This window comes from Phaeobacter sp. CC-HEC084, assembly GCF_059429255.1.
The window spans coordinates 13,312-33,625 of the sequence record NZ_JCAIJQ010000004.1 but is presented as its reverse complement, the minus strand read 5'-3'; the positions used below and the strand labels follow the sequence as shown (position 1 = coordinate 33,625).

At 61.3% G+C, this 20,314-nt stretch carries 22 protein-coding genes; 10 read left to right on the top strand and 12 right to left on the bottom strand.

Translation table 11 applies throughout. The features are described 5' to 3' along the window. The first annotated feature begins 2 nt into the window (after positions 1–2). On the top strand, positions 3–1,319 hold the full coding sequence (locus AC5SSZ_RS14055; RefSeq protein WP_495438418.1) for a replication-associated recombination protein A: 1,317 nt from the start codon (positions 3–5) through the stop codon (positions 1,317–1,319). Positions 1,320–1,340: 21 nt separating this feature from the next. On the opposite strand, the gene AC5SSZ_RS14050 is transcribed toward AC5SSZ_RS14055, so the two are convergent. Beyond that, a complete protein-coding gene (locus tag AC5SSZ_RS14050) occupies positions 1,341–2,711 on the bottom strand; it encodes a multicopper oxidase family protein (protein ID WP_495438416.1) in 1,371 nt (456 codons plus the stop codon). Positions 2,712–2,864: 153 nt separating this feature from the next. On the opposite strand from AC5SSZ_RS14050, the gene crcB reads away from it, so the two are divergent. From crcB to AC5SSZ_RS14010, 8 genes are all read left to right on the top strand, one after another. Then, positions 2,865–3,245, top strand: a complete 381-nt coding sequence (gene crcB / locus AC5SSZ_RS14045; RefSeq protein ID WP_065271442.1) for a fluoride efflux transporter CrcB — start codon at positions 2,865–2,867, stop codon at positions 3,243–3,245. After that, positions 3,242–4,288 (top strand): RluA family pseudouridine synthase, encoded by a 1,047-nt coding sequence (locus AC5SSZ_RS14040; RefSeq protein ID WP_495438413.1) that lies wholly within the window; start codon positions 3,242–3,244, stop codon positions 4,286–4,288. Before crcB ends, AC5SSZ_RS14040 begins: the two co-directional genes overlap by 4 nt. Then, the gene (locus AC5SSZ_RS14035; protein WP_495438411.1) at positions 4,285–4,953 is read left to right on the top strand and encodes an HAD-IA family hydrolase; all 669 of its coding nucleotides are present in this window, start codon (positions 4,285–4,287) and stop codon (positions 4,951–4,953) included. The genes AC5SSZ_RS14040 and AC5SSZ_RS14035 overlap by 4 nt, the downstream gene beginning before the upstream one ends. A gap of 4 nt (positions 4,954–4,957) precedes the next feature. Beyond that, on the top strand, positions 4,958–5,665 hold the full coding sequence (locus AC5SSZ_RS14030; protein WP_495438409.1) for an ATP12 family chaperone protein: 708 nt from the start codon (positions 4,958–4,960) through the stop codon (positions 5,663–5,665). Between the two features lie 247 nt (positions 5,666–5,912). Continuing rightward, complete coding sequence (locus AC5SSZ_RS14025; RefSeq protein WP_274836222.1) at positions 5,913–6,929, top strand: amino acid ABC transporter substrate-binding protein; 1,017 nt, start codon at positions 5,913–5,915, stop codon at positions 6,927–6,929. Positions 6,930–7,059: 130 nt separating this feature from the next. Continuing rightward, a complete protein-coding gene (locus AC5SSZ_RS14020; protein WP_495438407.1) occupies positions 7,060–8,292 on the top strand; it encodes an amino acid ABC transporter permease in 1,233 nt (410 codons plus the stop codon). Positions 8,293–8,295: 3 nt separating this feature from the next. Next, complete coding sequence (locus tag AC5SSZ_RS14015; RefSeq protein ID WP_274834283.1) at positions 8,296–9,594, top strand: amino acid ABC transporter permease; 1,299 nt, start codon at positions 8,296–8,298, stop codon at positions 9,592–9,594. 30 nt (positions 9,595–9,624) lie between these two features. Continuing rightward, a complete protein-coding gene (locus AC5SSZ_RS14010) occupies positions 9,625–10,374 on the top strand; it encodes an amino acid ABC transporter ATP-binding protein (RefSeq protein ID WP_490363271.1) in 750 nt (249 codons plus the stop codon). A gap of 68 nt (positions 10,375–10,442) precedes the next feature. On the opposite strand, the gene AC5SSZ_RS14005 is transcribed toward AC5SSZ_RS14010, so the two are convergent. The 3 genes from AC5SSZ_RS14005 to argB all read right to left on the bottom strand — a co-directional run bounded on the left by AC5SSZ_RS14005 (position 10,443) and on the right by argB (position 12,583). Next, positions 10,443–10,940 (bottom strand): SixA phosphatase family protein, encoded by a 498-nt coding sequence (locus AC5SSZ_RS14005; protein ID WP_065271435.1) that lies wholly within the window; start codon positions 10,938–10,940, stop codon positions 10,443–10,445. After that, positions 10,937–11,611 (bottom strand): ferredoxin, encoded by a 675-nt coding sequence (locus tag AC5SSZ_RS14000; RefSeq protein ID WP_495438404.1) that lies wholly within the window; start codon positions 11,609–11,611, stop codon positions 10,937–10,939. The genes AC5SSZ_RS14005 and AC5SSZ_RS14000 overlap by 4 nt, the downstream gene beginning before the upstream one ends. A gap of 111 nt (positions 11,612–11,722) precedes the next feature. Continuing rightward, positions 11,723–12,583, bottom strand: a complete 861-nt coding sequence (gene argB, locus AC5SSZ_RS13995; protein WP_495438402.1) for an acetylglutamate kinase — start codon at positions 12,581–12,583, stop codon at positions 11,723–11,725. A gap of 121 nt (positions 12,584–12,704) precedes the next feature. Between argB and AC5SSZ_RS13990 the strand changes: the two genes are divergently transcribed. After that, positions 12,705–13,433, top strand: a complete 729-nt coding sequence (locus AC5SSZ_RS13990; RefSeq protein WP_065271432.1) for an SDR family NAD(P)-dependent oxidoreductase — start codon at positions 12,705–12,707, stop codon at positions 13,431–13,433. Between the two features lie 15 nt (positions 13,434–13,448). Here AC5SSZ_RS13990 and yihA read toward each other — a convergent pair whose 3' ends face one another. From yihA to rpmH, 8 genes are all read right to left on the bottom strand, one after another. Next, positions 13,449–14,099, bottom strand: a complete 651-nt coding sequence (gene yihA, locus AC5SSZ_RS13985) for a ribosome biogenesis GTP-binding protein YihA/YsxC (protein WP_065271431.1) — start codon at positions 14,097–14,099, stop codon at positions 13,449–13,451. Beyond that, entirely contained in the window at positions 14,099–14,851 is a 753-nt protein-coding gene (locus tag AC5SSZ_RS13980; RefSeq protein ID WP_495438399.1) for an MOSC domain-containing protein, read from the bottom strand. The genes yihA and AC5SSZ_RS13980 overlap by 1 nt, the downstream gene beginning before the upstream one ends. After that, on the bottom strand, positions 14,848–16,659 hold the full coding sequence (gene yidC / locus AC5SSZ_RS13975; protein WP_065271429.1) for a membrane protein insertase YidC: 1,812 nt from the start codon (positions 16,657–16,659) through the stop codon (positions 14,848–14,850). The genes AC5SSZ_RS13980 and yidC overlap by 4 nt, the downstream gene beginning before the upstream one ends. A 125-nt stretch (positions 16,660–16,784) precedes the next feature. Next, the gene (locus AC5SSZ_RS13970; RefSeq protein WP_065273587.1) at positions 16,785–18,329 is read right to left on the bottom strand and encodes a putative bifunctional diguanylate cyclase/phosphodiesterase; all 1,545 of its coding nucleotides are present in this window, start codon (positions 18,327–18,329) and stop codon (positions 16,785–16,787) included. 66 nt (positions 18,330–18,395) lie between these two features. Then, a complete protein-coding gene (gene ttcA / locus AC5SSZ_RS13965) occupies positions 18,396–19,283 on the bottom strand; it encodes a tRNA 2-thiocytidine(32) synthetase TtcA (RefSeq protein ID WP_065271428.1) in 888 nt (295 codons plus the stop codon). 106 nt (positions 19,284–19,389) lie between these two features. Continuing rightward, the gene (gene yidD / locus AC5SSZ_RS13960) at positions 19,390–19,656 is read right to left on the bottom strand and encodes a membrane protein insertion efficiency factor YidD (protein ID WP_274836228.1); all 267 of its coding nucleotides are present in this window, start codon (positions 19,654–19,656) and stop codon (positions 19,390–19,392) included. A 52-nt stretch (positions 19,657–19,708) separates the two neighbouring features. Next, entirely contained in the window at positions 19,709–20,134 is a 426-nt protein-coding gene (rnpA, locus tag AC5SSZ_RS13955; protein WP_065271426.1) for a ribonuclease P protein component, read from the bottom strand. 32 nt (positions 20,135–20,166) lie between these two features. Further along, positions 20,167–20,301, bottom strand: coding sequence for a 50S ribosomal protein L34 (rpmH, locus tag AC5SSZ_RS13950; protein ID WP_008554144.1), 135 nt, complete (start codon positions 20,299–20,301; stop codon positions 20,167–20,169). Positions 20,302–20,314 lie beyond the last annotated feature (13 nt).

Genomic DNA, 20,314 nt, shown 5'->3' with positions numbered 1-20,314 from the left:
CCATGGCAGATCTTTTTGACAGCGACGCGCCACAGCCCACGGGCGGCGAAGAACCGAACAGGCCGCTGGCGGACCGTCTGCGCCCGCGCTCCCTGTCCGAGGTGATCGGCCAGCAGCAGGTGCTGGGACCGGAGGCACCACTGGGTGTCATGCTGGCATCGGGATCACTGTCCTCTTTGGTGTTCTGGGGGCCGCCGGGGGTGGGGAAAACCACCATCGCGCGGCTTCTTGCTCAGGAAACCGATCTACATTTCGTGCAGATCTCGGCCATCTTCACTGGCGTACCGGATCTGAAGAAGGTGTTCGAGGCGGCCAAGCACAGGCGCGCCAATGGACAGGGCACGCTGCTGTTCGTTGATGAGATCCACCGTTTCAACAAGGCGCAGCAGGACGGGTTCCTGCCGCATATGGAGGATGGCACCATCCTTCTGGTCGGGGCCACCACCGAAAACCCGAGTTTTGAGCTGAATGCCGCTCTGTTGTCGCGCTCGCAGGTGCTGGTGCTGGAACGCCTGCCGCTGGCGGATCTGGAACTGCTGACCCAGCGCGCCGAGAAGGAACTCGGCCGGGCGCTGCCGCTGACCGGCGATGCGCGCGACGCGCTGCAGGAAATGGCGGATGGCGATGGGCGTGCGCTGCTCAATCTGATCGAACAGGTCTCTGCCTGGCGGGTTGAGGCGCCTCTCGGGCGAGAGGCGCTGGCGACCCGGCTGATGCGGCGGGCGGCGAAATACGACAAATCTGGCGAGGAGCATTACAACCTGATCTCGGCGCTGCACAAATCCGTGCGCGGCTCGGATCCCGATGCGGCGCTTTACTGGTATGCGCGCATGCTGGAGGGTGGCGAGGATCCACGTTTTCTGGCCCGGCGGCTGACCCGGATGGCGGTCGAGGATATCGCGCTGGCGGACCCGCAGGCACAGGCGGTCTGTCTGCAAGCCTGGGAGACCTACGAACGGCTCGGTAGCCCGGAAGGGGAGCTGGCGCTGGCGCAGGCGGTGATCTACCTCGCACTCGCGCCAAAGACCAACGCAGGCTACATGGCCTACAAGGCCGCCCGGCGTCTGGCCAAGGAAACGGGCAGCACGCCGCCACCGAAACATATCATGAATGCCCCGACCAAGCTGATGACCGAACAGGGCTATGGCGCGGGCTACCAGTATGATCATGATGCCGAGGATGGCTTTTCCGGGCAGAACTATTTCCCCGAAGGCGTCAAACGTCCGGTTCTCTATCAGCCCGTCGAGCGCGGGTTTGAACGGGAATTGAAACGGCGGACCGAGTTCTTTGCCAAGCTGCGGCTACAGCGGAACAGTTGACCGGGTGACGGGCGGATCAGGTCAGGCGGTGACCTCGACCCAGGTGCCCATGCCCGCCGCGTGATGCGACAGCATATGGCAATGCAGCAGCCATTTGCCGGGGTTGTGGGCGTTGAATGCGACGGTCCGTGTCTCCCCGCGCAGCATCAACAGCGTATCGCGCAGGGGGCCAAGCCCGCCGTCCGGCAGGACTTCGGCAAAATGCATTCCGTGCAGGTGCATCGCATGGGGAAAGGCAGTGTCGTTGACCATGGTGAGTTTGACCGTCTCGCCAATGGACGCGCGCACAAGCGGGGCGTTCGGTCGCCCGACCACGCCATTCAGCGCCCAGAATTGACCCGCCTGCGCTAGCGAGCGCATGCCTTGCGTCTCTCCCTGCCACTCAGCGGCCCGCATGCCGCCCATGGCGCCGCCCTCCATGCGCAGGGTCGCACTGCGCGCATTGCCGAGGGTGATCGCATGGTCCGGGTTGGGTGGGAGCGGTGCGGGCATGTTGCGGGTGCTCTTGGTTCCGGCAGAGACCGGAAAGCTCGCCTGCGCGTAACCGCCATCGCGTTCGAACTGCACCAGAAAGGCATCCTCGCCCGCGTCGGCCGTCACATCGACGATCAGGTCGATCCGCTGCGCGGGTGCCAGCAGCAGTTGGTCGGGGATATCTTCCGGCGCTGTCAGAGGCATGCCGTCATAAGCCATGATCCAACCTGTCAGCCCCTGCAGCCCAAGGGCAAAGATCCGGGCATTGGCGCTGTTGATCAGCCGCAGGCGCAGCCGGTCGCCCTGCTGCACGGGGTAGCGCGCCTCGATCTGGCCGTTGGTCAGCATCACATTGCCCATGCGCCCGGCGTGGGACATGTCGTGGGGGTGGTCGAACACCGGGTCCACCGCCGCATCCTGCATGAGGCGGATGTCATCCAGCATTAGAACAAGATCCTGATCCACATCGGGGGCGTCGTGTTCGGCCACGATCAGTGGGCCCTGAATGCCGCGCTCCACCTGTTCGACCGACTGGGCGTGGGAATGGTACCAATAGGTCCCGGCATCCGGCAGGGCGAAATCATAGGTAAACTCTGCGCCCGGCGCGATGGGGTCCTGCGTCAGCCCCGGTACGCCGTCCATGGCGTTTTCGATGCGGATGCCGTGCCAGTGCATCGAGGTTTCTTGTGGCAGCCCGTTGTTGACCTGAACCTTTAGCCGGTCCCCTTGCCGGGCCTGCAGGGCCGGTCCCGGCATGCTGCTGTTCACCCCCCAAAGATCTGTCTTGCCATATTGCGCGGGCGCGATCTGCTGCTGCAGGGGCGCCAGCACAAGCTGAACCGGCGCCGCGGCCCAGCCACTGCGGGGCAAAAGCGGCAGCGCGGCAAGGCTGGCGAGAAAGGAACGGCGAGATGGCATAAGGGTCTCCTCCCAGTGGATGGCTGACAAACTAAGGGGGCCTGCAGGTCTGACAAGACATCCACCCACTGGAAGGTTGGCATGAATTTTGCGTTTGGCCGCCTTGCGCGTTGAAAACTTGACATCCGTGGCCCGCCGCGCGACAGACCGCGCATGTATCTCACCGTTCTATATGTCGCCCTTGGCGGCGCCCTTGGGGCCGCCTGCCGCTATCTGACCGGGCTTGGCGTGGTCCGACTGTTCGGCCATGGCGATTTTCCCTTGGCCATCATCACGGTCAACGTGATCGGCTCCTTCATCATGGGGGTCTTTGCTGTCACCGCCGCGCACAAAGGGCTGACCCATCTCAGCCCTTTTGTGATGACTGGCATGCTGGGTGGCTTCACGACCTTCTCGGCCTTCTCGCTTGAGACGGCGAATATGATCGAACGGGGTGCAATGGGGCAGGCGGCTCTCTATATTGTGCTGTCTGTGGGACTGTCTGTTGGCGGTCTGTTCTTGGGCCTGATGGCCGCCAGAGGAGTTTTCGCATGAGCGGCGTTCAGACAATTACCGTCACCGAAGAGGATGCGGACCAGCGCGTGGACCGCTGGCTGCGGCGCCTGTTCCCGCATGTCAGCCAGGGCCGCATCGAGAAGATGTGCCGCAAGGGTGAGCTCCGCATTGACGGTGGCCGGGTCAAGGCCAGCACCCGTGTTGAGGCCGGGCAGTCCGTGCGTGTGCCGCCGCTGCCGTCGGCCGATCATCAGCCGATCACGCCGGAAAAGCGGCGGATCTCGGATGCGGATGCCAAGATGATCCGCGATTGCGTGATCTACAAAGACGATGATGTCATCGTGCTGAACAAGCCGCACGGGCTGGCGGTGCAGGGGGGCAGCGGCACCACCAAACACGTGGATGGCCTGTCCGAGGCTCTGCGCTTTGGCTATGATGAAAAACCCCGACTGGTGCATCGGCTGGACAAGGATACCTCGGGTGTACTGGTTCTGGCGCGAACGCGGGCAGCCGCGCAGGCGCTGACCGCCGCCTTCCGCCACCGCAACACGCGCAAGATCTACTGGGCGCTGGTTGCCGGCGTTCCGACGCCATACCTGGGCGAAATCAAGGCCGGTCTTGTAAAGGCGGGCGGCCATGGTCGCAGCGGCGAAGGCGAAAAAATGATCGCGGTGCACCCTTCCGAGATCGACAGCACGCCAGGGGCCAAGCGGGCGCATACCTTTTATGCCACGCTCTACCGGATGGCGGGGCGCGCTTCCTGGGTGGCGATGGAGCCGGTCACCGGCCGCACCCATCAGCTGCGCGCGCATATGGCCGAGATCGGCCATCCGATTGTCGGCGATGGCAAATACGGTGGCTCGGGTCAGGAAAACCTGGGCGACGGTTGGGGCGCACAACTGGGTGGCATCATCAGCAAGAAGCTGCATTTGCATTGCCGCCGGATGGCGTTTGAGCACCCGGTGACGAAAAAGCAGATCTCGGTCACCGCGCCGTTGCCCGAGCATATGAAAGACAGCTGGGATACCTTTGGCTGGACCGAGGATCTGGCGGCGGAGGATCCGTTCGAGGGCCTCCTATGAGTGCCCCGCTGCGGCTGGTACTGTTCGATGTGGATGGCACCCTTGCCGACAGTCAGGCAGCCATCACCAGCGCGATGAGCGCGGCCTTTGCGACGGTGGATCTGCCCGCACCTTCGCGCGATGCGGTCCTGTCGATTGTCGGGCTGTCGCTGCCGCAGGCCATGGCACAGCTGGCGCCCGAGGCTGGCGCGACGGCGCAGGCTGCGTTGGTGGATGGCTACAAGCAGGCTTATATGTCGGCGCGTCAGGCTGCAGGGGCGGGGCACTCGCCGCTGTTTCCGGGCGCACGGGAGGCTTTGGACGCCCTGCACGCGGTGCCCGAATACCTTTTGGGTGTCGCGACCGGGAAATCACAGCGGGGCCTCGATGCGCTGATCGCGGCGCATGATCTGGACTGTTTCGTGACCCGACAGGTGGCCGATCACCACCCGTCCAAACCGCATCCCTCGATGGTGCTGACGGCGCTCGCTGAAACCGGAGTGGACGCACGCCATGCGGTGATGATCGGCGATACCAGCTTTGATATGGATATGGGCCGCGCGGCCGGGGTCACCACCATCGCTGTGGACTGGGGTTATCACCCGGCAGAGCGGCTGCAGGCAGACCATATGATCGGCAGTTTTACCGAGTTGGAACCGCTGCTAGAGAAGATCTGGAAGGCATAAGACAATGAGCGAATGGGCACCGAAACGATTCTGGAAAGCCACGGCAGTCGCCGAAACGGATGACGGCTATACCGTCGAACTGGACGGGCGCCGGGTTAAAACCCCGGCAAAGGCTCTGCTTGAAGTCCCCTCGCAGCAGATGGCCGAAGCCATCGCGGCGGAGTGGGACGCGCAGACCGAATCGGTCAATCCTGCCACCATGCCTTTTACCCGCTCGGCCAATGCTGCCATCGACAAGGTGACCCATCAGCACGCCGAAGTGGCCGATATGCTGGCTGAATATGGCGATTCCGATTTGCTGTGCTACCGGGCCGATAGCCCGAAGGAACTGGTCGCCCGTCAGGCCGAGGAATGGGATCCGGCGCTCGACTGGGCGCATCAGACCCTGGGCGCACGCTTGCATCCGCGCAGCGGTGTTCTTCATCAGCCGCAGGATGCGGCCACTATTGCTGACCTGCGCGCCCGGGTGCATGGGATGACCCCATTTCAGCTCGCCGGGTTTCACGATCTCGTGGGGATGTCGGGGTCTCTGATCCTGGGATTTGCCGCGGCTATGGACTGGCGCGACGCCGAGGAGATCTGGCAGTTGTCCCGGCTGGATGAACGCTGGCAGGAAGAGCAGTGGGGCGTCGATGAAGAGGCGCAAACCACAGCAGAACTGAAGCGTGATTCTTTTTTGCACGCTAAACGGTTCTACGATTTCTCGGGTTGAGACAGCCGCCGGGATAGGACGTGAGACAGGAAATATCACAGCGGGACGGTTGAGCGAAAAATTTTAACAATCGCCCCCCTGTTCGCTATGCGTCCATCGAATTTGGTGATCCAACCCTTGACGTTTGTTTATGAATCCGCCCAAACTTCCCTGTGATTTAGGTGTTTTCCCTAGATCCCGTCGTTCCGGTATGGCTAACGGCGGAAAAAAACCACCAGTACAGGTGGAACATCAGGAAGAGGTAAAAATGAACAAATCCGTATTTTTGGGCGCGCTGACCGTGGCCGGGATTGCAGCTGGTGCAGCTGCTGCCGGTACGCTGGACGATGTGAAAGCCCGCGGCAAACTGAACTGCGGCGTCACCACCGGTCTGGTCGGTTTTGCTGCTCCGAATGCGAATGGGGAATGGGAAGGTTTTGACGTCGCCGTCTGCCGCGCTGTTGCTGCGGCCACTCTGGGCGACTCGACCGCTGTTGAATTCGTGCCGACCACCGGCAAAACCCGCTTCACGGCTCTGGCCTCGGGTGAAATCGACATGCTGGCGCGTAACACCACCTGGACCTTTTCGCGCGACGTTGATCTGAAGTTCGAATTCACCGGCGTGAACTACTACGACGGCCAAGGCTTCATGGTTCCCAAGGACCTGGGTGTTTCCTCGGCGAAGGAACTGGACGGCGCAACCGTCTGCATCCAGACCGGTACAACCACCGAGCTGAACCTGGCGGACTTCTTCCGCTCGAACAACATCAGCTACGAGCCGGTTCCGATCGAAACCAATGCCGAAGCACAACAGCAGTATCTGGCTGGCGCCTGTGACGTTTACACCACCGACGCATCCGGCCTGGCCGCGACCCGCGCAACCTTTGACGATCCGGCAGGCCACGTGCTGCTGCCCGAGATCATCTCCAAAGAGCCGCTCGGTCCGCTTGTCCGCCACGGCGACAACGAATGGGGCGACGTGGTCCGCTGGACCCTCAACGCTCTGATCACCGCCGAAGAGCTGGGCGTGACCTCGGCCAACCTGGCTGAAATGTCCGCAGGCACCAACAACCCCGAAATCAACCGTCTGCTGGGCACCGAAGGTACCCTGGGCGAGATGCTGGGTCTGTCGGCTGACTGGGCTAAAAACGCAATCGCCGCTGGCGGTAACTATGGCGAAATCTTCGCCAAGAACATCGGTGAGGACACCCCGATCGGTCTGGCCCGTGGTCTGAACGCACAGTGGACCGAAGGTGGTCTGCTGTACTCGCCGCCGTTCCGGTAAGCATAAAACGAAAAGGGCGCAGGATATCCTGCGCCCTTTTCCTATCTGAAAAAAAATGAGCTTCGGATTTCTGCGGAGCAGGGGAAAACCCTGCCGGGACACAGATCTGTAGCCTCGGGGATCTCTTTACATGTCAACTCTCTCTGACCCTCCACAGGACGGGTTCCGGCTGTCTATGTTGATCAACGATACCCGCTATCGTTCATTGACCTTTCAGGCGATTGCCGCGCTCCTGCTTGCACTTTCGATCTGGTATCTGGGGAATAACCTGATCCAGAACCTGCGCGCCGCGGGCCTCAACATCTCTTATGACTTTCTGGGCAATCCCGCCGGCTATGATATCAACCAGCGGCTTGTCGAATATGACAACCAGGACAGCCACGGGCGTGCCGCCCTTGTGGGCGTTCTGAATACGCTTCTGGTTGCTTTCCTTGCCTGCGTGACGGCGACGATTTTCGGCGTGATCGCCGGCGTTCTGCGTCTGTCCAACAACTGGCTCGTCTCCAAGCTGATGGCGGTCTACGTCGAGATCTTCCGCAACATTCCGGTTCTGATCTGGATCATCATCATCTTTACGATCATGACCGCCGTATTGCCGGGACCGCGGGCCTTCCGCGGTGACAATCCGGATTCGACGATGCTACTGGAACTCTTCGCCTTCACCAACCGGGGTGTCTACATTCCGATGCCGTGGTTCGAGAGCGGTCTGTTTGCTTCCACCGCCCTCAATTGGGTTCTGGTGCTGGCGGTTCTGATCGGCTCGCTGTTCGTCACCCGCCGGATCGAGACCTGGGCGACCGCGAAACAGGAAGCCACCGGCGTGCGCCCCAAGACGCTGCTGATGGTGCTGGGCGTCTGGCTGGTGCCATTCATCCTGCTGATGCTCATCATGGGGCTGACCTGGGAAGTTCCCGCACTCAAAGGGTTCAACTTCCAGGGCGGTATCAAGATCGGCGGTCCGCTGATCGCACTGTGGTTCGCACTTTCGATCTACACCGGTGCCTTTATCGCCGAGAACGTGCGGGCAGGGATCCAGGCGATCTCCAAGGGCCAGACCGAAGCGGCGGCCGCGCTGGGACTGCGGCCCGGACGCATCATGAACCTGGTGATTCTGCCTCAGGCGCTGCGGGTGATCATTCCGCCGCTGATTTCGCAGTATCTCAACATCACCAAGAACTCCTCGCTGGCGATCGCCGTGGGCTATGCGGATATCACCGCGACCCTGGGCGGCATTACCCTCAACCAGACCGGACGCGCGATCGAATGCGTGCTCCTGTTGATGCTGTTCTATCTCACGGCATCACTGGTCATCTCGATGGTGATGAACATCTACAACGCCTCCGTGAAGCTGAAGGAGCGCTAAGCCATGAGTGACAAGACAACCCATCAGATTGCCTTTGTCGCCGAAGGCACCATTCCGCCCTCACCGCCGCCTGCCAGCCAGGCTGGCGTGGTCAGGTGGCTGCGGGAAAACCTGTTCTCCAGCATTCCCAACGGGATCCTGACCCTTGTGGCGCTGACCCTGATCTACATGATCCTGCAGAACACCGTGCCCTGGCTGGTGAATGGCGTGTGGACGACCAACTCGCTGAATGAGTGCCGCGAGGTTCTGGATGGCAAGGTCGGGGCCTGTTTCTCGGTTCTGACCGAACGCTGGCACCAGCTTCTTTACGGGTTCAAATACCCGGCAGAGTTCTACTGGCGCCCGAACCTGGCGCTGGTTCTGCTGCTGGTGGCGATTGCGCCAGTGCTGTTCTTCGATTTACCCCGCAAGATGCTGATCTTCACCGCGCTCTATCCCTTTATTGCCTTCTGGCTGATCTGGGGTGGCACAATCATGGCGCCGATCCTGGCCCTTCTGGGGTTCATTGTTGGCGGCGTGGTGTTCCAGATCTATGGACGGGGTTCCTTCGCCGCGGGCTTCTTTGGTGGCATTGCTGCAGCCCTGATCATCTGGTGGCTGGGCAGCTTGCTGATCCCCGAAGGGGCGTCGGACAATGCGATGCTGCCAGCGGTGCCTTCGCGTGATCTGGGTGGCTTCATGCTGAACCTGATGCTGGGTGTGACCTGTGTGTCGCTGTCCCTGCCGCTGGGCATTGCCCTGGCGCTGGGCCGTCAGTCTGACATGCCGCTGATCAAATGGATCTGCGTGGTCTTCATCGAGTTCGTGCGCGGTGTGCCGCTGATCACGCTGCTGTTCGTGGCGTCGGTGATGCTGGCCTATTTCTTCCCGCCTGATGCCACTGTGGACCTGTTCCTGCGTGTGGTCATCATGATCACTATGTTCTCCGCGGCCTACATCGCCGAGGTGATCCGTGGTGGTCTCGCGGCCCTGCCCAAAGGGCAGTATGAGGCTGCGGATTCGCTGGGGCTTGATTACCCGCAGGCGATGCGTCTGATCATCCTGCCGCAGGCGCTGAAGATCTCGATCCCGGGCATCGTCAACGTGGCCGTGGGTCTGTTCAAGGATACCACGCTGGTGTCGGTCATCTCGATGTTCGACCTGGTGGGTATGATCCGCGGACCGATCCTCGCTTCGACCGAATGGAATGGCGTCTACTGGGAGCTTCTGGGCTTCGCTGCCGCTCTGTTCTTTGTCGTCTGCTACGGCATCTCACAATACTCGCAATGGCTGGAACGCCGCCTTGCGACCGATCACCGATAAGGAGGCCAAGACATGACTGGCACTTCACAAATGCAGGTATCCGACAAAGTCGCGATCACCATTGACGGAATGAACAAGTGGTACGGCTCCTTTCACGTGCTGCGCGATATCAACCTGACGGTCTATGAGGGCGAACGGATCGTGATTTGCGGCCCGTCCGGCTCTGGTAAATCGACACTGATCCGCTGCATCAACGCGCTGGAAGAACACCAGCAGGGGGCGATCACCGTGGATGGCACGCTGCTGTCGTCGGATCTGAAGAACATCGACAAGATTCGGTCCGAGGTTGGCATGTGCTTTCAGCACTTCAACCTGTTCCCGCATCTGACCATTCTGGAAAACTGCACGCTGGCGCCGATCTGGGTTCGCAAGACGCCCAAGAAGGAAGCCGAAGAGCGGGCGATGCATTTCCTTGAAAAGGTCAAGATCCCCGATCAAGCCAACAAGTTCCCGGGCCAGCTGTCCGGTGGTCAGCAGCAGCGTGTGGCGATCGCGCGCTCCCTTTGCATGATGCCGCGCATCATGCTGTTCGATGAGCCAACCTCGGCGCTTGACCCCGAGATGATCAAAGAGGTGCTCGACACCATGATCGAACTGGCGGAAGAGGGCATGACCATGCTTTGCGTGACCCACGAGATGGGTTTTGCCCGTCAGGTGGCGAACCGGGTTATCTTCATGGATGCGGGTCAGATCGTTGAGCAGAATGAGCCGGAAGCCTTCTTCAACAACCCGCAAAGCGAACGTACCCAGCTCTTCCTGAGCCAGATCCTGGGTCACTGATCTTCCCGATCATTGCGCCAATAAGAAACCCGCCGGATATTCCGGCGGGTTTTTCTTATTGTGGGGGCTCAGGCGCCCAAAAGTTCGCGTGGCACGATGAAATCCACCACCTTGCCGCTGCCCCAGGTCAGATCGCTCCAGCGGTCGATGTCAAAGCGGGCGATCAGCGTGGCGCCGGTGGGGTAGTCGTCAAATCGCGAATGGTCTGGCGGATGGCTTACGATGGCATGGGCAAATGCGGCAATGCCCGGGTTGTGGCACAGGATCATGGTTCGCGGATGTTCGGCCTGTTTCAGAACCTCAAAGATGATCTCCGGGCTGGCGTGGAACAGTCGTTCGGTAAAGACAGCCGGGGCGAAGAGATCCATCAACTGATAGGTTTCCCGCGTGCGCTGCGAAGAGGAAGAAAGCACCTGTCCCGGCAACTGATCGATGTCCCGCAGCCAGTCGCCCAATGCCTTGGCCGAGGCGCGGCCCCGTTTGTTCAGCGGGCGGGCATGGTCGCTGGGGGCGCTGGTGTCCCAGGCGGATTTAGCGTGGCGGGTCAGAATAAGTGTGCAGGTCATGTCTTGTGAAAATAGCTCATGTGATGGGCCGATTGCACCGGGTCGCGACTGGCCCCCTGGCTAAGGGGGCAGGCAAGCCGGGCAAGGCAGCCGTTTTCAAGGCAAGGAGCGCCCTCCGGGGTGTCCAGATGGCTGTGGCAGGCGGTAACACCGTAGGGGCCACCCGCCACCAACGCCTGCACCGGACAGGTGCTGAGGCAGGGTCTGGCCACGCAGCTGTCGCAGGGGGACTGCGCCAGAGGAGGCGGTGGTAGATCGATCTCCTGCTGCAAGTGAAGCGCTCCCCGGTACGAGATCATCATGCCAACCGTATCATGGACCAGCATGTGCGACGGGGATGTGAAAGCCCGCCCCGAGGCCAGCGCCCAGTTGATGAAGGGCGTATAGGGCGGCCCGCCAAAGGGGTAGTGGGCGGTGGCTCCGGTATCTGTCGCCAAGGCGTCGATGATCCGCTCAGACCATCGGTCCAGCGGATCGGTCGCAGCATCGCTGAACTCCGGCGCGCCGGTGATGCGGGTCCAGCATTCCGGCCCCAGAAGGCCTAGGAGGACCAGCGTACCGCCCTTCAGGTCCTGAACTGGGTTATGGCGCGGGTGTAGGGCGCCAAGCACAGCAAGGTCGCGGTGTTTGGCGGCGCGCTCGATCTCCTGATAACTGGGTGCGGATGTCATAGGCTTCCCTGGGTGATGGTAGCCAAATGTAGCCTCTGGACCCGTGATCCCAAAGAAAAACCGCCCGGGGGAGGGGCGGTTTCAATACTGTCTTGATGTCACCCGTGCGGGTCAGGCCCGGATCATCGACCCGGCGCCATGATCGGTGAACAGCTCCAGCAGCACCGCATTCGGCACCCGTCCATCGACGATGGTGCAGGCCCGGACACCGTTTCGGACCGCTGACAGGGCGGTTTCCGTCTTCGGGATCATGCCGCCTGCGATGACGCCTGCCTTTGTCATTTCCTCGACATCGGCGGCCTTCAGCTCGGTAACCACTTCGCCGCTGGCGTTTTTCACGCCGGACACATCCGTCAGCAGCAGCAGGCGATCAGCGTTGAGGGATTCGGCAATCGCCCCGGCGGCGGTGTCGCCGTTGATGTTGAACGTCTCGCCATTGCGGCCCGCGCCGATCGGAGCGATGACAGGAATGATGTCATTCTCGAACAGGTGGTGCAGCACCGCCGGATTCATTTCTACCGGTGTGCCGACGAATCCCAGATCCGGGTTGGTCTCTTCGCAGGTGATCAGATCCGCATCCTTGCCTGACAGGCCAACACCCATACCGCCCTGTGCATTGATCGCCTGGACGATGCGTTTGTTGACCAGACCGGACAGGACCATCTCAACCACTTCCATCGTGGCCTTGTCGGTGACCCGCTTGCCGTTGACGAACTCGGACTTGATCTGAAGCTTGTCCAGCATTGCGTTGATCATTGGACCGCCGCCATGCACGATGACCGGGTTCACTCCGACCTGTCGCATTAGCACGATATCGCGGGCAAAGGTTTCCATGGCCTCGTCGCTGCCCATGGCGTGTCCGCCGAGCTTGATCACGACGATGGCACCGTCATAGCACTGCATATAGGGCAGGGCGCTGGACAGTGTCTCGGCGGTTGCAATCCAATCGCGGTTCATATCTTGCTTCTTCATGGCTGGGTCCCTCTGGCAAGTGGTGTTACGCGGTTCTGCGCCCTGTGCCAAGTGCGCCGTTGCAGCGCGGTGCGGGAATGATAGGGTCAGGCCGTATAGCCCTCAGACCGGAACCCACCCCATGAGCCAGAAGACCCTTTTGCTGACCGGAGCCAGCCGCGGCATTGGCCATGCCACCGTGCGGCATTTCAATGCCGAAGGCTGGCGGGTGATCACCTGTTCCCGCCACCCGTTTCCGCAGGAATGCCCCTGGGGCGGCGGAGAAGAGAATCACGTGCAACTGGACCTGTCGGACCCTTCGGACACCATTAATGCGGTTGGGGTCATTCAGGAACGTCTGAACGGGCGGCTGGATGCACTGGTCAATAATGCGGGGATTTCCCCCAAAGGGCCGGATGGCGAACGGCTGAACACGCTCGACACCGATCTGATGACATGGGGCAAGGTGTTCCACGTCAATTTCTTTGCCTCGGTGGTGCTAGCGCGGGGGCTAAAGGATGAACTGGCAGCCGCCAAGGGCTCCGTGGTCAACGTGACCTCAATCGCGGGCAGCCGGGTGCATCCATTCGCCGGGGCGGCCTATGCCACGTCAAAGGCTGCCTTGGCAGCACTGACGCGGGAGATGGCGCATGACTTCGGCCCGCTCGGCGTGCGGGTCAATGCCATCGCGCCGGGAGAAGTGGAAACGGCCATCCTGTCACCGGGGACCGAACATATCGTGGAAAAACTGCCGATGCAGCGTCTGGGCCAGCCCGAGGAAGTCGCCTCTGCGATCTACTTCCTCTGCTCTGAAGGGAGCTCATATATCTCCGGGGCGGAGATCGAAGTGAACGGCGCCCAGCATGTTTGACGGGCGCCGAATGGCTTAGTCGATGCCGGAGATGATCGAGCGCAGCGTGGCGATTCCCTCGCCCTTCTCAGAAGAGGTCATCACGATTTCAGGATAGGCCGCCGGGTGTTTGGACAGGGCGCTACGTACCTGCTCCATCACCTTATCCAGATCCTTCGCCTTGACCTTGTCGGCCTTGGTCATCACGCATTGGAAGGTCACCGCAGCGCTGTCCAGCAGCGCCATGATCTCGTCATCGACCTTCTTGATGCCGTGGCGGCTGTCGATCAGCACAAAGGCGCGGCGCAGGGTCTGACGCCCGCTGAGATAGCGTTTCAGCAGCTTCTGCCATTTCTCCACCACCGCCAGCGGCGCATTGGCATAGCCATAGCCGGGCAGGTCGACGAGGTAGAGATCGGGACCTTGGGTGAAATAGTTGATCTCTTGCGTGCGGCCCGGGGTGTTGGAGGCGCGCGCCAGCCCCTTGGTGCCGGTCAGCGCGTTGATCAGGCTCGACTTGCCCACGTTGGAGCGCCCGGCAAAGCAGACCTCGACCCGGTCGGCTTCGGGCAGGCCCGACATGGCGACCACGCCTTTCAGGAATTCGGACTGGCCAGCAAAGAGTTTGCGGCCCTTTTCGGCGGTTGCCTCGTCCGGCGCTTCGGCCAGGGAAAATTGCATTTGCATCAGAGCACCTTTACCAGATCGCCAAGGCGGATAGTTCCGCCGCGCACGACCTCTGCATAGACTGAAAAATCCTGATGGCCAAAGGCACTGTTCAGGGTCTTCAGCGTTTCGGCATCGCGTTCGCCGGTGGCCGGGTTGGCGGTTGTCGCCATGCAGCGGCGGGTGCGTTCGCGCACCGCAAAGACCGCTTCCCCGATATGCACCTCACGGCCCAGCCATTCGTTTTCCACCCAGGGCGTGCCCAGATCGAACCAGATGTTGCCGCGCCAGCGTTGTGGCGACAGCTCATGACCGATCGCCGCCTCGACCGCGCGGTGCGAGGCAAGGTTGCACAGCGACACCGAGGGGAAATCGGTGTCAGTCATGCCACGCCCCGGCACCCGAACGATACGCGCCGAGGCGGCGCGCTCTGCGGGCATCAGCGGGGCCACCCAATCAAGAAACCGGGGCAGGTCCTCTGCGGCGTCGGGATCAAAGGTCAGTTCGCCCCGGCTGGGATGGCGCAGCGTGACGTGGCCGGTGGCCTCGTCGTAGCTGGCATCAATCGCCATCAGTTGCGGCGCCTTGGCGCCACGGCTGAAATTGGAACAGGGCACCCATGCGCTGCCATCGGCGGTAGAGGCCTCATGCGCCACCGCCCAAACACGATCGCCGGGCATGGTCTGCCCGGCGGTCAGTGTTACCGTTTCCAGCGCTTCCCGGCCGTGTGATTTGACCGGGTGGCGCCAGATTTCTGTAACGGTGTCTGTCATTTGTCTTCCGTCTTGGGGGCGCGTTTCATGCTGGATTTGATATTGCCAAACACGTCCGGTTTATACCCGTGGCTGCGCATGATCAGATACTGCTGCGTAAAGGTGATGGTGTTGTTCGCAATCCAGTAAACCACCAGACCCGAAGCAAAACCGCCAAGCATGAACATGAACACCCAAGGCATCCAGGCAAAGATCATCTTTTGCGTCGGATCGGTGGGCGCCGGATTCAGTTTCTGCTGCAGCCACATGGACACACCCAGAAGGATGGGCAGGATCCCGATGAACACGGTGGCAAAGATGGTTCCGGGCTCGGGGCCAGAGAACGGCAGCAGGCCGAAGAGGTTCATCAACGAGGTCGGATCGGGCGCGCTGAGGTCCTGGAAGGGACCAAAGAAGGCCGCGTGCCGCAGTTCCAGCGTGACGAAGATCACCTTGTAGAGCGAGAAGAAGATCGGGATCTGGATCAGGATCGGCAGGCAGCCCGCAGCGGGGTTTACCTTTTCCTTCTTGTAGAGCTCCATCATTTCTTTCTGGAGCTTCTGACGGTCGTCGCCTGCGCGCTCTTTCAGCTTTTCCATCTGCGGCTGAAGTTCCTTCATCTTCGCCATCGAGGCATAGGATTTATATGCCAGCGGGAAGACCAGGATCTTGATGAAGATGGTGAGGCCAATAATGGACCAGCCCATGTTGCCGATCATCGCGTGCAGCCAGTGCAGGACGGCAAAGATCGGTTTGGTCAGGAAAAAGAACCAACCCCAGTCGATGCTGTCGAGGAAGCCTTCGATGCCGTCTTTTTGGTAGCCACGGATGGTCGCCCATTCCTTGGCGCCGGAAAACAGCATGGTGGTGACTTCGCTGCTTTCGCCATCGGCGAGGGTCGCGGTCGGCAGCACGACGTCGGTCTGGTAGATTTCGCGCCGTTCGTCGTATTTCGCGATCGAGCGGAAGCCCTGACCGGGTTCGGGAATCAGCGTGGACATCCAGTAGTGGTCGGTGAAGCCGAGCCAGCCGTTGGATTCGACCTGCTTGACCTCGGCGCGCGATCCATCACGCGGATCGGGGTCGAAATCGGCCATGTCACCATAATCGATTTCCGCCAGCTCTCCGTCGGCCATGCCGACGACGCCTTCGTGCAGGATGAAGAAGTTTTTCAGATTCGCAGGTTCGCCGTGACGCGCCAGGGTGCCATAGGGTGCCAGGGCCACGGTGGCGCCGGTGGCGTTCTGAACCGATTGGGTGACCGAGAACAGATAATCCTCATCCACTGCGACGGTACGGGTAAAGGTCAGGCCCTTGCCGTTGTCCCAGGTCAGGGTTACCGGGCTGTCCGGTGTCAGAACCTGGCCTTCGTCCGCAGACCAGACGGTATTGGCGCCCGGAACATCGTCAAAGCCAAGCCCGGTGCCCGGTGCCCAGCCATAAAGCGCGTAAAAGGCATTGTCCTCGCCCACCGGGGACAGCACCCGCACGATGTCGGAGTCCTCTGCCAACTCGACGTGGTAGTCTTTCAGCGCCAAATCATCGATCCGCCCACCCTGAAGCGAGATACTGCCCGCCAGGCGTGGGGTATCGATGGTCAGGCGCGGAGCGTCGGGGGCCTGGGCCTCTTCGCTGGGCTGGGTGCTGACCGCGGTATCGGGCTGGGCTGCGCCGGGCGCAGCTGCCGTGTCTCCCGCAGGAGCCGTTTCATTCGCCACGGTTTCCGGAGCAGGCTCCGGTTCCGGCGGCGGGAAAAAGCTGTACCACCCAAGGATCACCAGGAAACTGAGTGCTGTTGCGAGAATGAGATTCTTGTTCTGATCGTCCATTGGGGACCGCCACCTCGTGCATGGAATGACAGGGTGTGGTTCAACAGAGGTGGACCCCAAAGGTCAAGCGGAATCCGGGAAAACAGGGGCGGCATTCCGCCCCCGGCGCCGGGAAATCCAAAAAATCAGGGGTTTTGCCGTCCAATGGCCGGTGCGTCCTGCAGTTTGGACTGATGCGCGGTGATCCAGTCCAGAGTCTGGTCAAAGGGCATCGGGCGGCCGATGCCAAAGCCCTGAACATGGTCACAGCCCAGTTGCGACAGCAGCGCGTGTTCTCCGACGGTTTCGACGCCTTCGGCCAGGGTTTCCAGGTCCAGGCGTTCGGCCATGGTCAGGATCGCAGCAATCAGTTTCTGCTGCTCCGGATCGCGGTCCGATTTCATCACGAAAGAGCGGTCGATCTTGATCCGGGAGATATTGAAGCGTCGCACCGCCGAGATCGAGGCATGGCCGGTGCCGAAATCATCCAGTTCGATCCGGCAACCCATGGCGCTGAGCGCTGCGATATTGCGGGTGACCACATCGTCAGGCTGGTCCGTCATGACGGTTTCCAGAATTTCGACCGACAGGCGGTCCGACGACAGGCCAAAGCGTTCCAGCTCCCAGCGGATATTGTCGGCAAGGCCGGGGTTGCGCAGCTCCTGGGTGGCAAAGTTCACCCCGACAGAGGGAACCTCCACACCAGCCGCGTCCCATGCCTTGATGGCGGTGAGAGAGTGGAACAGCATGACCTGGCTCAATCGCTCCATCAGCCCGGCCTCTTCCAGCGCGGGCAGGAAGGTATGAGGCGGGATCAGGCCGCGGACCGGATGCATCCAGCGGGCCAGCGCCTCAAACCCGGACACTCGTCCGGTATCCGTTGAGATCTGGGGCTGGAACCAGGGCATGATCTGACCGGTTTCCAGCGCCTCGGCAACTTCGTCGCGCAGATTACAGCGCGCTTTGGTGCGGTGATAGATATCTGCGGAATAGACCCGGATGCCCGAGGGGCCATTTTGCTGCGCCTCGGCCAGCGCGGTGGCTGCGGCAGCGACCCAGTCGGAAGGTTTGGTGCCCGGCGCACGGCTGCGCAGGCAGAACCCGATGGAGCAGGAGATATAAACCGATGTGCCATCAAGCGAGATCGGTTCTTCGACCGAGGCCTGCATGCGGCCGGACAACTGCACGCAGGATTCCAGGTCCAGCTGCAACACGGGCGTCAGGCAGATACCGAATTTGCTGTCGCCGATCCGTGCCACGATATCCTTGTTGCGCAGGGTGCTGGCGATGCGGTCGCCGCAACGCTGCATGATCTGATCGCCGGCTTCCTGACCGTAGCGATCCACCACGTTTTTGTAATCGTCGATTTCGATGATGTAGATCACCGAGCGCAGCCCGGTATCAGAGGTATCCTCGAACACGTCGCGCACACCCAGTTCGAACCCTTCGCGCAGCATCATGCCGGTGATGCTATCCCGGGGTGTGCCGCGATTACGTGAGCGGTCAAAGCCGCCAAGGGCCGCGAAGAGAATGGGAAGGCCGAGGGCCACCCAAAGCAGCGCAGCCTCGCCGCCAATCCAGAAGGTCGCCAGTGTCAGGGCAGGCAGAAACGCCAAGACAGGAGGCGTGAACAACGCGGGAGCGATCTTTCTCCGGATGTGCGTCAGCAGACCTGAATTGAGTTTTGGCATGAGCGGACCTTTCACCTTCTGCACAGGGGTGCATGCAAAGACTATGATCCGCTTCTGACTGCGGAGTTAACGCAATACGGGAATCTTGTCCAAATCTTCTGTTTCTGATGGGTTTTTCACGCTCAACCCTACAAAATCGAACAGTTTCGGGTCAAGAAGATGCGAAGGACGTGCATTCATAAGGGCCCGGAACATAACCTGACGGCGCCCGGGGCTGTTTGATTCCCACTGATCCAGGATCTGTTTGACCTGCTGGCGCTGCAGCCCGTCCTGGCTTCCGCACAGGTCGCAGGGGATGATCGGGTAGTTCATCGCCTTGGCAAATTTCTCGCAATCCGCCTCGGCCACATGGGCCAGGGGGCGGAACAGGAAGAGGTCGCCCTCTTCATTGACCAGCTTGGGCGGCATGGTGGCCAGTCGCCCGCCATGAAACAGGTTCATGAAGAACGTCTCAAGGATGTCATCGCGGTGATGCCCCAGCACAACCGCGGAGCAGCCTTCCTCGCGCGCGATCCTATAAAGGTTACCCCGGCGCAGGCGGGAGCAGAGGGCGCAATAGGTTCGCCCCTGTGGCACCTTGTCGACGACGATACTGTAGGTGTCCTGATATTCGATGCGGTGCGGAACGCCCATCTTTTCAAGGAATTCCGGCAGAACCGTTGCCGGAAAACCGGGCTGACCCTGATCCAGATTGCAGGCCAGAAGGTCCACCGGCAACAGCCCACGCCATTTCAGTTCATATAGAACCGCAAGCAGGGTGTAGCTGTCCTTGCCGCCGGACAGGCAGACCAGCCAGCGCGGCGTGGTGCCGTCCGTGCGTCGTTCCACCATGCCGTATTGATCAATCGCTTCGCGGGCATAGCGGACTATGCGTTTGCGCAGCTTCTTGAATTCGGTGGTGGAGGGCGCACCGGCAAAGAGCGGATGGATTTCGTCCAGATCATCATCAAGCATGACGGCCCCGTAGCCTGTCAAAACGGCTTTGCCAAGAAAAAAGCGGGGCACAAGGTTTTGAGCCGAGAGTGCCTGTCGTGGGCGCTGGGTGGGGAATAGCAGCCCCTTAACCCTGTGACTTGCTCTTTTGTTCGGTCTCGTGCTGTGGATCGCTGCCCGGGACCGGATCGTAGCCATCTCCGCCCAAGGGATGGCAGCGGCCGATTCGCCGCAGGATCAGCCATGTTCCCTTTACCGCGCCGTGTTTTTCCAGCGATTCCAGCGCATAGGCCGAGCAGGTGGGTTGATACCGGCAGTTAAAACCGACCCAGGGACTAAAGATTAGCCGATAGGCGCGCACGGGCAGGGCAAGGATGCGGGCAAAGAAGGTCATGTTGATCAAGATAGGAAGCAGGTTGGGCCCGGGGAAGGCCCCGCAGACAGGATCAGCCGTGAATCTTCTTCAGGGCGTAGATCAGGTCGCGTTTCAGCTCTTCGAACGGGCGCTGGGCGGTTTCATTGGCGCGGCCAATGAGCACGTAATCCCAGCCGGGGCGACCGTGACTGGGCAGAATCATCCGAGCCACCTCGCGCAGTCGGCGTTTGGCCCGGTTGCGGGCAACGGCATTGCCGACCTTTTTTGAACAGGTGAAGCCAACGCGAATGCCGCCGGTATCCCGGCGGTTGCGACCCTGGACCATCATGCCCTTGCTGCCCTGACGACGCGCGCGCGCCGCCGCAAGAAACTCGCGGCGCTTGGTCAACACCTCGATCCCTTGCGGGGATTCGGCGCCGTCTGGACAAACGGAAACCGCCGAAGGCGTGTCCCGGTCGTCGGCAGAGCCGTCTTTGGGGGCCTTCGGCGGTGTCATACCGTCAACGCGGATCAAGCAGTGAGCGCGGTTTATGCGCTCAGCTCTTTCCGGCCACGTGCGCGGCGTGCGTTCAGGATCTTGCGGCCTGCCTTGGTGGCCATGCGCGCACGGAAGCCGTGGCGGCGTTTGCGAACCAGGTTCGAAGGCTGATAGGTGCGTTTCATCGCTCCGGTCTCC

Coding starts and splice junctions, on each gene's coding strand:
- AC5SSZ_RS13970 (WP_065273587.1), bottom strand. CDS start 18,329: ATGCCAAAACTCAATTCAGGTCTGCTGACGCACATCCGGAGAAAGATC.
- AC5SSZ_RS13980 (WP_495438399.1), bottom strand. CDS start 14,851: ATGACAGACACCGTTACAGAAATCTGGCGCCACCCGGTCAAATCACAC.
- AC5SSZ_RS14020 (WP_495438407.1), top strand. CDS start 7,060: ATGTCAACTCTCTCTGACCCTCCACAGGACGGGTTCCGGCTGTCTATG.
- AC5SSZ_RS14025 (WP_274836222.1), top strand. CDS start 5,913: ATGAACAAATCCGTATTTTTGGGCGCGCTGACCGTGGCCGGGATTGCA.
- AC5SSZ_RS14015 (WP_274834283.1), top strand. CDS start 8,296: ATGAGTGACAAGACAACCCATCAGATTGCCTTTGTCGCCGAAGGCACC.
- AC5SSZ_RS14040 (WP_495438413.1), top strand. CDS start 3,242: ATGAGCGGCGTTCAGACAATTACCGTCACCGAAGAGGATGCGGACCAG.
- yidD (WP_274836228.1), bottom strand. CDS start 19,656: ATGACCTTCTTTGCCCGCATCCTTGCCCTGCCCGTGCGCGCCTATCGG.
- yihA (WP_065271431.1), bottom strand. CDS start 14,099: ATGCAAATGCAATTTTCCCTGGCCGAAGCGCCGGACGAGGCAACCGCC.
- ttcA (WP_065271428.1), bottom strand. CDS start 19,283: ATGCTTGATGATGATCTGGACGAAATCCATCCGCTCTTTGCCGGTGCG.
- AC5SSZ_RS14030 (WP_495438409.1), top strand. CDS start 4,958: ATGAGCGAATGGGCACCGAAACGATTCTGGAAAGCCACGGCAGTCGCC.
- AC5SSZ_RS14055 (WP_495438418.1), top strand. CDS start 3: ATGGCAGATCTTTTTGACAGCGACGCGCCACAGCCCACGGGCGGCGAA.
- crcB (WP_065271442.1), top strand. CDS start 2,865: ATGTATCTCACCGTTCTATATGTCGCCCTTGGCGGCGCCCTTGGGGCC.
- AC5SSZ_RS14005 (WP_065271435.1), bottom strand. CDS start 10,940: ATGACCTGCACACTTATTCTGACCCGCCACGCTAAATCCGCCTGGGAC.
- rnpA (WP_065271426.1), bottom strand. CDS start 20,134: ATGACACCGCCGAAGGCCCCCAAAGACGGCTCTGCCGACGACCGGGAC.
- AC5SSZ_RS14035 (WP_495438411.1), top strand. CDS start 4,285: ATGAGTGCCCCGCTGCGGCTGGTACTGTTCGATGTGGATGGCACCCTT.
- AC5SSZ_RS13990 (WP_065271432.1), top strand. CDS start 12,705: ATGAGCCAGAAGACCCTTTTGCTGACCGGAGCCAGCCGCGGCATTGGC.
- argB (WP_495438402.1), bottom strand. CDS start 12,583: ATGAAGAAGCAAGATATGAACCGCGATTGGATTGCAACCGCCGAGACA.
- AC5SSZ_RS14050 (WP_495438416.1), bottom strand. CDS start 2,711: ATGCCATCTCGCCGTTCCTTTCTCGCCAGCCTTGCCGCGCTGCCGCTT.
- rpmH (WP_008554144.1), bottom strand. CDS start 20,301: ATGAAACGCACCTATCAGCCTTCGAACCTGGTTCGCAAACGCCGCCAC.
- yidC (WP_065271429.1), bottom strand. CDS start 16,659: ATGGACGATCAGAACAAGAATCTCATTCTCGCAACAGCACTCAGTTTC.
- AC5SSZ_RS14000 (WP_495438404.1), bottom strand. CDS start 11,611: ATGACATCCGCACCCAGTTATCAGGAGATCGAGCGCGCCGCCAAACAC.
- AC5SSZ_RS14010 (WP_490363271.1), top strand. CDS start 9,625: ATGCAGGTATCCGACAAAGTCGCGATCACCATTGACGGAATGAACAAG.